11 protein-coding genes and 2 riboswitches are annotated in these 14166 nt (G+C 72.3%); of the genes, 7 read left to right on the forward strand and 4 right to left on the reverse strand.

What is annotated here, in order from left to right; all coding sequences use genetic code 11:
• Positions 1–31 precede the first annotated feature (31 nt).
• The 4 genes from CK206_RS04675 to CK206_RS04690 are packed head-to-tail and all read left to right on the forward strand — an operon-like array spanning position 32 to position 3695.
• Positions 32–1030 carry an ABC transporter substrate-binding protein gene (locus CK206_RS04675; RefSeq protein ID WP_096905704.1) on the forward strand — a complete coding sequence of 333 codons (999 nt, stop codon included), beginning with the start codon at positions 32–34 and terminating at the stop codon, positions 1028–1030.
• Between the two features lies 1 nt (position 1031).
• On the forward strand, positions 1032–2165 hold the full coding sequence (locus CK206_RS04680; protein ID WP_371606846.1) for a FecCD family ABC transporter permease: 1134 nt from the start codon (positions 1032–1034) through the stop codon (positions 2163–2165).
• Positions 2162–2944 (forward strand): ABC transporter ATP-binding protein, encoded by a 783-nt coding sequence (locus tag CK206_RS04685; protein WP_096905705.1) that lies wholly within the window; start codon positions 2162–2164, stop codon positions 2942–2944. Before CK206_RS04680 ends, CK206_RS04685 begins: the two co-directional genes overlap by 4 nt.
• Positions 2937–3695, forward strand: a complete 759-nt coding sequence (locus CK206_RS04690) for a (2Fe-2S)-binding protein (RefSeq protein WP_096905706.1) — start codon at positions 2937–2939, stop codon at positions 3693–3695. The genes CK206_RS04685 and CK206_RS04690 overlap by 8 nt, the downstream gene beginning before the upstream one ends.
• Before the next feature lie 54 nt (positions 3696–3749).
• Here CK206_RS04690 and cobA read toward each other — a convergent pair whose 3' ends face one another.
• From cobA to CK206_RS04710, 4 genes are all read right to left on the reverse strand, one after another.
• Positions 3750–4586: a uroporphyrinogen-III C-methyltransferase gene (gene cobA / locus CK206_RS04695; protein ID WP_254050479.1), complete on the reverse strand. Its 837-nt coding sequence runs from the start codon at positions 4584–4586 to the stop codon at positions 3750–3752.
• Positions 4583–5371, reverse strand: a complete 789-nt coding sequence (gene cobF / locus CK206_RS04700; protein WP_096905707.1) for a precorrin-6A synthase (deacetylating) — start codon at positions 5369–5371, stop codon at positions 4583–4585. Before cobF ends, cobA begins: the two co-directional genes overlap by 4 nt.
• Complete coding sequence (cobN, locus tag CK206_RS04705) at positions 5364–9140, reverse strand: cobaltochelatase subunit CobN (RefSeq protein ID WP_096907286.1); 3777 nt, start codon at positions 9138–9140, stop codon at positions 5364–5366. The genes cobF and cobN overlap by 8 nt, the downstream gene beginning before the upstream one ends.
• Before the next feature lie 17 nt (positions 9141–9157).
• A riboswitch (cobalamin riboswitch) is annotated at positions 9158–9352 on the reverse strand.
• Positions 9353–9447: 95 nt separating this feature from the next.
• Positions 9448–10773 carry a M23 family metallopeptidase gene (locus CK206_RS04710; protein ID WP_254050480.1) on the reverse strand — a complete coding sequence of 442 codons (1326 nt, stop codon included), beginning with the start codon at positions 10771–10773 and terminating at the stop codon, positions 9448–9450.
• A gap of 91 nt (positions 10774–10864) precedes the next feature.
• On the opposite strand from CK206_RS04710, the gene CK206_RS04715 reads away from it, so the two are divergent.
• From CK206_RS04715 to CK206_RS04725, 3 genes are all read left to right on the forward strand, one after another.
• Entirely contained in the window at positions 10865–11758 is an 894-nt protein-coding gene (locus CK206_RS04715) for a nitrite reductase (protein WP_096905709.1), read from the forward strand.
• A 20-nt stretch (positions 11759–11778) separates the two neighbouring features.
• A riboswitch (cobalamin riboswitch) is annotated at positions 11779–11853 on the forward strand.
• Between the two features lie 73 nt (positions 11854–11926).
• Positions 11927–12592: a precorrin-8X methylmutase gene (locus CK206_RS04720; RefSeq protein ID WP_096905710.1), complete on the forward strand. Its 666-nt coding sequence runs from the start codon at positions 11927–11929 to the stop codon at positions 12590–12592.
• Positions 12589–14151: a precorrin-2 C(20)-methyltransferase gene (locus CK206_RS04725; protein ID WP_096905711.1), complete on the forward strand. Its 1563-nt coding sequence runs from the start codon at positions 12589–12591 to the stop codon at positions 14149–14151. The genes CK206_RS04720 and CK206_RS04725 overlap by 4 nt, the downstream gene beginning before the upstream one ends.
• Positions 14152–14166 lie beyond the last annotated feature (15 nt).

Here is a 14166-nt window from a genome sequence, read left to right on the forward strand (position 1 = left end):
TCGACCGCACGACACGATCCGAGGACTGATCATGTTCCGTCGCCACCCCAGAATCACGCTCGCCACCCTGCTCGTCGCGGGGATCGCCCTCACCGGTTGCTCCCGCGGCGAGGCGCAGGAGGCCGCGGGCTCAACCGAACCCTTCGCCGACCCGGTGACCATCACCAACTGCGACCGCGAGGCCACCTACGACGCCCCACCCCAGCGCATCGTCTCGATGAACGACCACGTCACCGAGACCCTCATCCAGCTGGGTGCCGGCGACCGGATCGTGGGCATGGGATACGGCGAGCAGGACGACGTCCTGCCGGAGGTCGCCGACCAGTTCCACACCATCCCCTCGCTGGCCGAGGAGTACCCCACCTGGGAGCAGATCGTGGACCTCGAGCCGGACCTCGTGGTGGCCGGGATGCGCAGCGCCTTCGACGACAAGGAGGGCCGCAGCCGCGATGCCCTCGAGGCCGCGGGGATCAACACCTTCCTGTTCTCCGAGTATTGCGGAGAAGGCTTCGGTGACCTGTCGATGCTCGAGACCGACTTCTCCCAACTCGGCCGGATCCTCGACGTCGAGCCGGGGGCACGGGACCTGACGGACCGGATTACCGGCGAGATGAGGGAGGTCCGAGAGACACTCGATGCGTCGGGTGTCACCGGCACCCCCACGTTCTTCTACGACGGCGGCGAATCAGAACCGACGACGATCGGCGGCGTGGGAATCGGACAACTGATCGGCGAGTATGCGGGCGCGGACAACATCTTCTCCGAGGGCGACCGCCCCTATCTCACGTCCACATGGGAGATCCTGGGCGAGCGTCAGCCCGAGGCGATCGTGGTACTCGACTACGGCGCCACCAGCGCGGAGGACAAGATCGCCTACCTGCGCGCGCAGCCCATCATGTCCACGACGCCGGCGATCCGTGAGAACCGCATCGTGGTGGTCCCGCTGTCCGACTTCTTCGAGAGCTCGCGGATGACGACCTCCACCGAGACCATCGCCCGTGAGCTGCACCCGCACGCGTTCGGGCAGTGACATGACGACCGTCGCCGAGAAGGCCAGCGGGCGCGTTGACCGCGCCGGCACGGGCATCGATCCCCGCCCCGGCTCCGGGCGCATCGCCGATGCCCCGCCCACCGGGCGGCGGTCGCTGTGGCTCATCTGCCTCCCGCTCGTGGCGGTGCTCGCGATGACGATCGCGGCCGGGGTCTCCCTGGGCTCGGTGTCCATCCCGATCGGGGACGTGTGGGCGATCGTCGCGCACCGCCTGGCGCCGGGGGTCTTCGACCCGTGGTGGACCGACGCCCGCGAGGCGATCGTCCTCGAGTCGCGACTGCCCCGGGCGCTCATGGCGGCGGCCGTGGGCGCGTCGCTGGCCGTGGCGGGTGGCGTCGCCCAGGCGGTCACCCGAAATCCTCTCGCCGACCCGTATCTGCTCGGCGTCTCCTCGGGCGCGGGCTTCGGCGTCGTGGTGCTCACGGTCCTCAGCGTGGGCGCCGGGATGTGGGGCGTGTTCACCCTGCCGATCGCGGCGTTCCTCGGCGCGCTGCTCCCGCTGGCGGGCGTCGTCCTGGTGGCCCGCCGCGCCCATGACACGACCGCCATCGTGCTGGTCGGGGCGGCCATGACGATGGTGTTCGGTGCGCTCAACACGTTCACGTTGCTGGTCCTCGGCGACGACCACCAGCTGGGCACGGTCATGCGCTGGCTGGCGGGCGGGTTCGGTGACGCCGGGTGGACGATGCTGTGGGCGCCCGTGGCTATCCTCGCCGTCGCCGGCACGGTGGTGATCCTGTGCAGCCGCCACCTCGACCTGCTTCTCACCGGTGACGACGGCGCCACCGCGATGGGCGTGAACGTGCCCCGGTTCCGGGTACTCATGCTGCTGCTCGTCTCGTTGCTCACCGCGGGCGCGGTGGCGGTGTCGGGAACGATCGGCTTCGTCGGCCTGCTCATCCCCCACCTCGCGGGGTTCTTCACGGGCCGCACCGCGGCGCGCCTGCTTCCCGCGGCGGCCCTGCTCGGCGCGGTCGCGTTGGTGCTGGCCGACCTCGCCGCCCGCGCGGTGAGCGAGGGCACCGAGTTACCGGTGGGCGTGGTGACCGGCGTCGTGGGCGGCCCGGTGTTCCTGCTGATGTTGTGGCACCGCTACGGGAAGGCGTCGCGATGAGCAGCCTTACCGCGCACGGCGTCTCCGCCCACCTCGGCGGTCGGCGGATCCTCCACGGCGTGGACCTCACGGTCGCACCCGGACGGGTCACCGCACTCGTCGGCCCGAACGGCAGCGGCAAGACGACGCTGCTGCGCACCTGTTATCGCGCCCTGCCGGTGTCGGCGGGGATGGTGACGCTCGACGACGGCGACATCGCCGCGCTGCGCCGCCGCACGCTGGCCCGCGCGGTGGGGGCCAGTACGCAGGAACCGGTCTCGTTGGGCGGCATCACGGTCCGCGAATCGGTTCGCCTGGGCCGGACGGTCACACGGGGACTTCTCGAGCCCTTCGGCGCCGACGACTCGGCGGTCGTGGAGGATGTCCTCGCCCGGGTCGGGCTGACCGAGCTGGCCGAGCGAGACGTGGTGGCATTGTCCGGCGGCGAGAAGCAACGCGTGTCGATCGCGCGCACCCTCGCCCAGCGGCCCGAGGTGCTCCTGCTGGACGAGCCGACCAATCACCTCGACCTGCACCAGCAATTGTCGGTTCTCCTCCTGCTCCGCGAGTTGGCGGCCGACGGGCTGGCGGTGCTGCTCACGATCCACGATCTGCGGATGGCCACCGAGTACTGCGATGTCATCGCGGTCCTGCACCGCGGTCACCTCGTCGCGACCGGCGCGCCGGAGGAGGTCCTGGACGCCGCGGTGCTGCGGGAGGTGTTCGGGGTGCGTGGCGAGGTGCGGGCGGGGCCGGACGGCCGCCGCACGCTCGACGTGGCGGGGCTCGCCGATGAGTGACGGGACCGTGGGTGACGACGGCGACGACGACGAGCTCCGCGCCCCCGAGACCGTGACAGCCGCGTACTCGGGCGTCTCGGACCTCCTCGGCGACTTCGTCCGCACCATCGAACACGGCCCGGAGGTCCTGCCCGGATCGGTGCTGACGGACCCGCGGTGGCTGGCCCGGCGGGTGGAGAACACCGGCCGCCGCTGGAACCATGGCGATCCGCGGGTGAATGGCACGCTGTGGTGGTACTCGGCCAGCTCGACGCTGGTGGCCGCGCCGCTGGTCATGCTGCTCGCGATCGGCCGCGTGCCCGATCCCCGACCGCAGCGGCTCTCCGTCTCGCTGCAGCCGAACGGCTATCTCCACTCGGCGCTGTCGGAACACCTCCTGCCGTCGACCGCGGCCTACTCCGACGCGCTGCTGGAGGCCCACGGCGAGGTGATCGCCGCCCTCGCGGAGGTCTCGGGCGCGGCACCGCGGGCGCTGTGGGCGATCGCGACCGACTCCATCGCGAACCGTGCGCTCGAGGCGGGCCGCGCGGCGGGCGACCCGAATCGCGGCTCCGAGCTCGCACACGCCGTGTGCCGCCCGCCGCTGCTACCGGCTCGGTACATCGATGTGGAGGGCCCCGAGCGGACCCGCCGGTTCGTCCGCCGCAGCTCCTGCTGCCTCATCTATCTGGCCACCGACGGCGGCACGTGCGCGAGCTGCCCGCGCCGTGCCCCGGAGGACCGCCGAGCCGAGCTCGTCCGTCGGACGTAGTTTCGCGATCCGCGCATCCGCGACCACTCGTCGAGGGCGGACCCGGCCGGCCGACTACCCACAGCTCGCTCCGGCGGACAGCTGCCCTGCCAGCCCGGCGACCGCCCCGATAACCGTGATCGCGGGAGGCTCGACCTCCGCTTCGGCCGCCTGCCGCGCGATCGTCGCCAGCGTCCCACGCAGGACGCGCTGCGCCGGGGTGGAGCCGCTCTCGACCAGCACAGCCGGGGTGTCCCCGGGCATCCCCTCGGCCAGGAGTTCCGCAGTGATGGCGGGCAGGGTCGTGACCGCCATGAGCAACACCAGCGTGGTCCCGGACCTGGCGAGCGCGCCGTAGTCGAGGGTCGACTGCGGGTCGCCCGGCGGGACATGGCCGGAGATCACCGACACGCCCTGCGAGAGCCCGCGGTGGGTGGCCGGGACGCCCGCGAGGGTCGGCACCGACAGCGCCGAGGTGACGCCCGGGATCACGGTGACGGGCACCCCGGCCGCGGTGCACGCCAGGTGCTCCTCGCCGCCGCGGCCGAACAGGAAGCTGTCGCCGCCCTTGAGTCGGACGACGGTGCGCCCGCGCCGCGCGTGCTCGACGAGGATCCGGTTGATCTCCTCCTGCGGGGTCGCCGGACCGAAGGGCACCTTGCCCACGTCGATCACCTCGATGCCGGGGTCGAGCTCGTCGAGGATCGACACCGGTCCCAGGCGGTCGCTCACCACCACGTCGGCGGTGCGGACGGCGTCGAGGCCGGCCACGGTCATCAGCCCCGGGTTCCCCGGCCCGCCGCCGACCAGCACGACCCGGCCCGCGCAGTCCCGCGCGGCCGTGGCGCCGGCGCTGTCCTTCCCGCCGGTCGTCCCGGCCGTCGCCCCGGCGGTGTCCTTCTCAGCCGTCATCGGGCCGTGGTCCCTTCTCCGCGTCGCAGTAGATACACGTCCATCACCCAGCCGTGCTCGTCGCGCAGCCGCTCGCGGTGCGCGCGCAGGTCCGGCAGGACGTCGCCGACCCGGCCCGCCACGAGCGTTTCGCCAGCGTTACCGAGGTTGCCGCCCCACCAGATGTGCCAGTCGGCCAGGTCATCGAGCGGCAGGTCGGCGTTGAGCATCACCACCACGTTGTCGGCGCCGGCGGCCACGACCTCGCGCAGCCGGCGGCCGGTGGTCACGGTGACCGTGCCGCCGATCTCGTGCAGGACCAGACGGTGGCGCGCGGCCAGAACCTGGAGCGCGGAGATCCCGGGCACGACCTCCACCTCCAGGTCCAGCGCACCGCGCTCGGCGATCCGGTCGAGGATCCTCAGCGTGGAGTCGTAGAACGCCGGATCGCCCCACACGGGGATCGCCACGTCGCCGGGCCTCGCGGCCATCGCGCGCTCCCAGGCCAGGGAGCGGGCCTCGTGCCAGTCCGCCACCACGCCGCGATACCCGGCGTCGGAGGAGGTCGACGACGACGAGCGGTCCCGCTCCGGATCGGGCACACCCACCAACTCGACGCCCGGCGCGTGGCGGGCGAGCACCTGCGCGCGGAGATCGACCAACGGGTCGGCCGGGCCTTTCACCGCCGCGAGGGCGTAGCCGCTGGCGCGCAGGGCCCGGGCGGCCTCGACCGTGATCTGGTCGAGCCCGCCCGAGCCGATGCCCACGACCCGCACCCGCCTGCGGCCGGTGGGGAACTCAGTCACCGTGGGACTCCTCAAGATCGCCCTCCACGTCGAGGTAGATCTGCCGCATCCGGTCCATGATGCCCGCGTCGGGCTCGGCCCACATCCCGCGGTCGGCGGCCTCGGAGAGCCGCTCGATCATCCCGCGCAGCGCCCACGGGTTGGACCGGCGCAGGAACTCCTGGTTGGTCTCGTCCAGGACGTACTCGCGGGCGAGCGAGTCGTACATCCAGTCGTGGACCACGCCGGCGGTCGCATCGAACCCGAAGAGGTAGTCCACCGTGGCCGCCAGCTCGAACGCCCCCTTGTAGCCGTGCCGCTGCATGGCCGCGATCCACCGCGGGTTCACCACTCGCGCGCGGAACACCCGCGTGGTCTCCTCCGCCAGCGACCGGGTGCGGACGGCGTCGGGCGTGGTCGAGTCGCCCACATAGGCACGCGGCTCGGCGCCGGTGAGCGCGCGGACGGTGGCGATCATCCCGCCGTGGTACTGGAAGTAGTCGTCCGAGTCGGCGATGTCGTGCTCTCGCGTGTCGATGTTCTTGGCCGCCACCGCGATGCGCCGGTAGTTGGTGCGCATGTCGTCGGCCGCGGGGACTCCGTCGAGGTCGCGGCCGTAGGCGTACCCGCCCCAGCGGGTGTAGACCTCGGCCAGGTCTCGGTCGTCGCGCCAGTTGCCCGCCTCTATGGTCTGCAGGATCCCGGCGCCGTACGAGCCGGGTGCGGAGCCGAAGATGCGGGTGGTGGCCCGGCGGTGGTCGGAGTGCTCGGCCAGATCGGCACGCGTGTGGGCGGCGACGAAGTTGTGTTCGTCGGGCTCGTCCAGCTCGGCGACCATCCGCACGGCGTCGTCGAGCATCCCGATGACGTGCGGGAACGCATCGCGGAAGAAGCCCGAGATGCGCACGGTCACGTCGACGCGCGGGCGGCCCAGTTCCTCGGACGGGACCACCTCCAGGCCCGTGACCCGGCGGGAGGCCTCGTCCCACTCGGGGCGGACGCCCAGCAGGGCCAGGACCTCGGCGATGTCGTCCCCGGAGGTGCGCATGGCCGAGGTGCCCCAGATCGACAGCCCCACCGAGCTCGGGTACTCACCGGTCTCGGCGACGTGCCGGTCCAGCAGCGAGTCGGCCATGGCCTGACCGGTCTCCCACGCCAGCCGCGACGGGACGGCGCGCGGGTCCACCGTGTAGAAATTCCGGCCCGTGGGCAGCACGTTGACCAGACCCCGCAGCGGGGATCCCGAGGGCCCGGCCGGGATGAACCCGCCGTCCAGGGCGTGCATGACGGCGTCCAGCTCATCGACAGTGGCGGCCAGTCGCGGCACCACCTCGCGGGCGGCGAACTCGAGCACCTGCGCGACCTCGTCGTCGTCGCCCTCTGGCGCGCCGTCACCCGCGCCGCCGTCACCCGCCCCACCCGCGGTGAGGCCCGCGGCGGCGAGAACGTCGGGCACCGCGGCGACGTCCCACTCCCGCGCGTCCATGCCCTCGACCAGCGCCTTGGCCAGCGCCTCGACGCGGTCGACCTCCTCGGTCGGCGCGCCCTCGGCCAGCCCGAGTGCGCGGCGCAGGCCCGGAACCGCGCCTGACTCGCCGCCCCACACCTGCGAGGCCCGCAGGATCGCCAGCACCAGGTTGACGCGCGCCTCGCCCGCGGGCGCCTGGCCCAGGACGTGCAGGCCGTCGCGGATCTGGACGTCCTTGATCTCGCACAGCCAGCCGTCCACGTGGAGGAGGAAGTCGTCGAACTCCTCGTCGTCGGGGCGCTGCTCGAGTCCCAGGTCCTCGTGCATGTGCGCGGACTGCATGAGGGTCCAGATCTGCGCGCGGATGGCCGGGAGCTTGGCCGGGTCCATCGACGCGATGTTCCCGTACTCGTCGAGCAGCTGCTCCAGCCGGGCGATGTCTCCGTACGACTCCGCGCGGGCCATCGGCGGGACCAGGTGGTCGACGATCGTCGCGTGCGCGCGGCGCTTGGCCTGGGCGCCCTCGCCGGGGTCGTTGACGAGGAAGGGGTAGATCAGCGGAAGGTCGGCGATCGCCGCGTCGGTGGCGCAGTCCGCCGAGAGCGCGGCGTTCTTGCCCGGCAGCCATTCGAGCGAGCCGTGCTTGCCGATGTGCACCAGCGCGTGCGCGCCGAAGCCGCGGGCGAGCCAGCGGTAGGCGGCCAGGTAGTGATGGGACGGCGCGAGCTCGGGGTCGTGATAGATGGCGACCGGGTTCTCGCCGAACCCGCGGGGCGGCTGGATCAACAGGACGACGTTGCCGGCCTGGATGGTGGCCAGGACGATCTCTCCGGCGTCGTTGACGAACAGCTCGCCCGGCGCGGGCCCCCACGCCTCGACCATCTCCGCACGCAGCGCCTCGGGCAGGTCCGCGGTCCAGCGCAGGTAGTCGTCGGTGGAGATCCGGACGTGGCTGTCGGTGAGCTGGGCGCTGGTGAGCCACTCCTCGTCCTGCCCGCCCGCGGCGATGAGCGCGTGGATGAGGGCGTCGCCGGCGGCGGTGTCGTCGGGGAAACCGCCCTCCGCGACGGTGCCATCCGCCCCCGGCTCGGTGAGGTCGAGGCCCGGTCGATCGAGAAAGCGCGCGATGGGGCCGTCGTCCGGGCCCAGGTCGTAACCCTCGTCGCGCATCCGGCGCAGCAGGCGGATGGTCGAGACCGGGGTGTCCAGACCGACGGCGTTGCCGATGCGGGAGTGCTTGGTCGGATAGGCCGACAGGACCAGCGCGACCTTGCGGTCGGCGGGCGCCACATGGCGCAGCCGCGCGTGGGCCACGGCGATCCCGGCGACACGCGCGCACCGCTCGGGATCGGCCACGTAGCGGGGCAGTCCGTCGGCGTCGATCTCCTTGAACGAGAACGGCGCAGTGATGATCCGGCCGTCGAACTCGGGGATCGCGATCTGGTTGGCGGAGTCCAGCGGGTTGACGCCGTCGTCGGAGGCCGCCCAGTCCTCGCGGCTCCACGTCAGGCACAGGCCCTGCAATACGGGAATGTCGAGCGCGGCGATGCGCTCGACGTCCCACGTCTCGTCCTCGCCGCCCGCGCTCACCGTGCCGGGAGTGGTGCCGCCGGCGGCGAGAACCGTCACGACCAGCGCATCGAGAGTGCCAAGGGCGTCGAACAACTCGTCGGGGGCCGAGCGCAGGGAGCCGGCGAAGACCGGCACTCCCACCGCGCCAGCGGCGTCGATCGCGTCGGCCAGCGCGTGGGCGAACCCGGAGTTCCCGCTCACCTCGTGGGCGCGGTAGTAGAGCACGCCCACGCGGGGCAGGCCGGGGGCTTCCGTCGTGTCCGGCCGCGGCGGCATACCCCACACCGGCACGTTCTCCGGCGGCTCGAACCCGGCGCCGGTGAGCAACACGGTGTCGGCCAGGAACGCGTGCAGCTGCGCCAGGTTGCCCGGGCCGCCCTCGGCGAGATAGCGGTGTGCCTCGGCCGCGGTGCCGATCGGGACGGTGGACAGCTCCATAAGGTCGGCGTCGGGGGTCTGCTCGCCACCCAGGACCACCACCGGAACGCCCGCGCCGAGCACGGCGGCGAACCCGGCGTCCCACGATCGCCGCGAGCCGAGGATGCGGACCACCACCAGGTCGGCGCCGTCGAGCAGTTCGGGCAGATTCGCCTCGACGTCGAGTCGAGACGGGTTGCCGAGCGTGAACGCCGCGCCGGATTCGCGCGCGGAGAGCAGGTCCGTGTCGGAGGTGGACAACAGGGTGATGCGGGGCACGTCGTGCTGTGCCGAGGCGCCATCAGGGGACGCCAAACGCCGGGTGGGGCGCATGTTCTTCTCCAAACCCTCGTGGAACATGTCGCCGTGGCCGGTCTCCTGGCTTCCGCATCAACGCCGTGCGACCGACCTTCCCGGACCCGTGGATCCAGTGGTCTCCGACCCGTGAGGGACGGACGAGGGCCGCGTGACTCCGCGACTACAGTGGCGAGGGCCGCGCCGGCTTTTCCTCCGGCTTCCCGAACACCACGGCACCGGCGAGCCTATCCGGCGGACCCCGCCAGTGGCCGCCCGGCCGTCGCGCGAGGGTCAGGAGCGACTTACCTGGCTGCCTCGCGTCAGCCGGGGACGGCCGTCCCGGTCAGGGGAAGTCCACCACCGCGAGGTTGAGGGGCAGCTCGTTCATCCGCGGCTCCGGCGAGAGGGTCGCCCCGTCGACGAAGGTGCCGGACAGGAAGTCGTCGGCGTCGGCGATCCGCTGCGGCGGGACCTGCCCGGCGTAGTCGAACCCCTTCAGCTCGTACGGCAGCGAGTCGGCCTCGAGCAGGCTCGGCCCGTCCATGAGCTGGAAGTGCAGGTGCGAGGCGTTGGCGTTGCCGGTGTTCCCGAGCTTGCCCAGCACCTGGCCCTCGGTCACCGTGTCGCCGGGTTTCACCGTGACCGAGCCGGAGATCATGTGTGCGTACATCGCGTACACGCCGTCACCGAGGTCGAGCACCACGTGGTTGCCGTCCACGTTCTCGACGGTGAGCTTGGAGGCCAGTTCCGGGTTGCTCGCGGGCAGGACCCCCGGCGCGTTGGCGTCCATCCCGTCGAGGACCGAGACGACGGTGGCGTCGGCGACGGCGAGGATCTCGGCGCCGTAGTCCACGTAGCTCTCGTTGTGGTTCCTGTCGCCGGTATAGAACTCGCCCTGGTCGTTGGTGCGCTTCCAGTCGATCGCGAAGCGCTGGCTGTTGTTGAGCTTGCCGTTGACCGACATCACCGAGCTGCGGTGCGGGAACCCCGGTTCGCAACACCCGTTGAGGGCCACCCAGTTCTCGCCCCGCACGGGCGGTGCGATGACCGGAACGGTCCGGGTGGAGAAGACGACCGGTGTCGTGAGGTAGTCGATGGGCCCCGGCTCCCCGAACGCCGGCGAGGCGGCGCCGGTCCCGTAGAGGTGGTGCAGCACCGCGTCCGGGGCCTGGTCGAGCGAGTCGAGGGTGAAGTCGATGAACACGACCCGGCTCTCCTGCGGCGGGATCTGCGCGGTGTCGACGTACCCGGCGGGCAGGTCCCGCAGGCGGTTGCAGTCGCCGAAGACGCAGTCCGGATCCACCAGCTCGTTGGCGGAGAAGCTGGCGATGACCTTGGAGGGATCGGCGCCGTCCACCACATCGATCTTGTCCACGCTCGCCGGCACCTTGGTGGCGTTGGTGAGCTGCAGGTCGTAGGCCACGTGGTACTTGCCGTCGGTGCCCTTGAACGGCAGCGGCGGGCTCCCGATGGGGACCACGGTGATCGCGGTGAACGCGTCCGGGACGGTCACCCCAGCGACGGACCCGGCGGCCGGTGATGCCGTGGTGGTGGTGGCCGCTTCGGCGGCGGCGGGTTCGGTGGCGGCGTCCGACGAACACCCGGCCGCGACCAGTGCGACTGCGGTGAGGACGGAGGCGAGAAGGGTGGGTACGCGGCGAGGTGTCACGGTGGAGCTCCGTTTCTTCAGTTGTGAAGAGAAACTTACCACCGGGGATCGGGAAAATGAACGCGCGCGTCGGGCTGCCACAATGGCCCCCGTGAGCATCGCCGAACCCACCCGCCGGACCCGTGGCGAAATGTGCCCGGGCGTCCTGCGGCCGTGGCCGGCCTCCGACGGCGCCCTGGTCCGGCTGCGCGTGCCGGGCGGCCGCGTGTCACCGGCGGCACTGGCCGGCCTGCACGGGGTCGCCGTGAGATACGGCGACGACGACAACGTGCACGTCACGACACGCGCGAACCTGCAACTGCGGGCTCTGCCGATCGGTCCGGACGGGCAGCTGCCCGGCGAGGTGGTGGCGGCGATCGCGGAGACGGGCCTGCTCCCCGCGCCCGGGCACGAGCTGGTGCGCAACGTCCTCGTCTCGCCGCTGACGGGCCTGGGCGAGTCGTTCGGCGGGCAGGCCCGGGGCCGCGCGGACCTGCGGCCGGTGACCGAGGCGCTGGACGCCGGGCTGCTGGCCGATCCCGCGCTCGGCGGCTTGCCGGGCCGGTTCTTGTTCGTCCTGGACGACGGCCGCGGGGACCTGCTCGAGCGCTCCTGCGATCTGGGCCTGGTCGCCTTGGATGCCGACATCGCGCAGCTGCGGGTGGGTGAGCAGTGGTCGGACGTCGTGCCGCTGACTGACGCCGCCGAGCGGCTGGTCGAGCTGGCCCGCGAGTTCGTCGACGCCCGCGGCGTCGGGCCGGACGCCCCGTGGCACGTGCGGGAACTGCCAACCCCCCTCGTCGCGGCCCACCCCGTGGACGACCGGCTCCCGAGCCCGGCCCCGGCGCTGCCGTACGGGCCGGTCGCGGGGTCGGCGGGGCGGATCGAGCACGTCGCGGCGCCGGACGGGATCCTCGGCCGCACCCTCATCGCCCGGCTCACCGGCGGCGACGTCGCCGAGCTCATCGTGACCCCGTGGCGCGGGGTGCTGGTCGTCCGCGAGTAGGCTGCGGGCTGTCCCACGGCGAGGAACCCGGTGCAAGTCCGGGGCGGTTCCGCCACTGTGAGGCCCGTCGAGCCGATGGGCCCAGCCAGATACTCACCGGGGATCAGCGCGCTCCCACCGCGTCGCTGCGACTTCTCACACCGGGGCGAGAACCCCGAGGAGGACCCCATGAGTGCTGCCTTGAGGCCGCCGCGTCGCTACGACTACCTCGACGACGGGCCCGCCATCTACGTCGACTCCTTCGCGACCATCCGCCGCGAGACCGACCTGTCCCGCGTTCCGGCGGACGCCGAGCGACTCGCCGTGCGGATGGTGCACGGCACCGGTCAGACCGACCTGCCCCGTGACCTGCAGGTGCACCCCGGCCTGGTCAGCGCGGCCAGGTCCGCGCTCGACGCCGGCGCGCCGATCCTCTGCGACGCCCACATGGTCGCCTCCGGGATCACCCGGGCCCGGCTCCCCCGCGCCAACGACGTGGTGTGCACCCTGGCCGATCCCGGCGTCCGCGACCTGGCCGCGCGGATGGGCACGACCCGCTCCGCCGCCGCGCTGGCGTTGTGGGGCGATCGCCTCGACGGCGCCGTCGTCGCGATCGGCAACGCCCCCACCGCCCTGTTCCACCTGTTGGAGATGCTTCTCGACGGCGCTCCCCGACCCGCCGCGATCGTCGGCTGCCCCGTGGGTTTCATCGGAGCCGCCGAGTCCAAGGCAGCGCTCGCCGAGTTCGCCGACGACCACGGCATCGACATCCCCTTTGTCACAGTGCACGGGCGGCGCGGCGGGTCCGCGATGACCGCCTCTGCCGTAAACGCCCTGGCGCAGGAGGCGGAGTGACCGGCCGGCTGTACGGCGTCGGCGTGGGACCCGGCGATCCCGAGCTGCTCACCCTCAAGGCCGCCCGGCTCATCGGCGCGGCCGACGTCGTGGCCTTTCACGCCGGGCGCGGCAAGGAGTCCAACGCCCGCCGCATTGCCGCCGACCTCATCCCTTCTGGCGCGATCGAGGAGCGACTGGAGTACCCCGTGACCACGGGCGTCACCGACCACCCGGGCGGATACGCGGGCGCGATCGCGGACTTCTACGAGCGCAGCGCGCAGCGGCTGGCCGCACACCTCGCCGCCGGCCGCGACGTGGTGCTGCTGTCCGAGGGGGACCCGCTGTTCTACGGCTCCTTCATGTACATGCACGACAAGCTCGCCCCTCGGTTCGACACCGAGATCGTGCCGGGCATTCCCGCGTTCGCCGCCGCCACCGCCGCGGCCGCCACTCCCCTGGTCCGGCAAACCGACGTCCTCACCGTCCTGCCGGGCACTCTGCCCGAGCCCGAGCTCGCGCGGCGGCTTGCAGACACCGACGGCGCAATCATTATGAAGCTCGGCCGCAACTTCCCCGCCGTCCGGCGGGCCCTCGAGGCGGCTGGTCGGCTCGACGGCGCGGTCTATGTGGAGCGGGCGTCGACCGACGCGGAGGCACATCACCCGGTCAGCGAGGTCGACCCGGACTCCGTGCCGTACTTCTCGCTCATCGTCGTCCCCGGCGACTCTCAGCACTCCGACCCCACCGGCCGCCGGCCCGCGCAGCTCTCTGCACCCGGGGAGCCCTCCCCGGCGCTTACCGCCGGCTCGGCCAACTCTGCCGACGAGCAGTCCCCAGCATCGCGCGGCGTCGTGCACGTCGTCGGCCTGGGCCCGGGGCCGCAGGACTGGCTCACCCCGGAGGCCTCGCGGATCCTGTCCGAGGTCGACCACGTGGTGGGGTACGCCCCGTACGTCGACAGGGTTCCCCAGCGGCCCGGGCTGCGTCGCCATTGCTCGGGCAACACCGTCGAGGTCGACCGCGCAGCACTCGCCCTGGAGTTGGCCGGCGCGGGCGAGCAAGTGGCCGTGGTCTCCGGCGGCGACGCGGGCGTGTTCGGCATGGCCTCGGCGGTGTTCGAGGCCGCGGAGGATCCGCGCTTCACCGGCATCGACGTCCGCGTCGCTCCCGGCGTCTCGGCCGTGCAGGCGGTCGCCGCGCGCGCGGGCGCTCCCATCGGCGCCGACTTCGCAGTGATGAGCCTGTCGGACCGGCTCAAGCCGTGGGACGTGATCGACCAGCGGCTGGACGCGATCGCCGCCGCGGATCTGGTCCTGGCGGTCTACAACCCCGCCTCCCGCTCGCGCACCCACCAGGTCTCCGACGCCCGCGAGGTCCTACTCCGCCACCGCTGCCCGACGACGCCAGTGGTCGTGGGCCGTGATGTTGGGCGAACCGAGGAATCCCTCACCGTGACGACTCTCGCCGACCTCGACTGCGACTCCGTCGACATGAAGTGCCTGCTCATCGTGGGCGCCTCTGGGACCCGGGTCACGGAGTCGGGACGCGTGTGGAGTCCGAGGTTTGTGACGTCGTGAACTCTGATCACTCGG

The sequence above is a fragment of the Dietzia sp. WMMA184 genome (assembly GCF_002441635.1).
Taxonomy (GTDB): Bacteria; Actinomycetota; Actinomycetes; order Mycobacteriales; family Mycobacteriaceae; genus Dietzia; species Dietzia kunjamensis.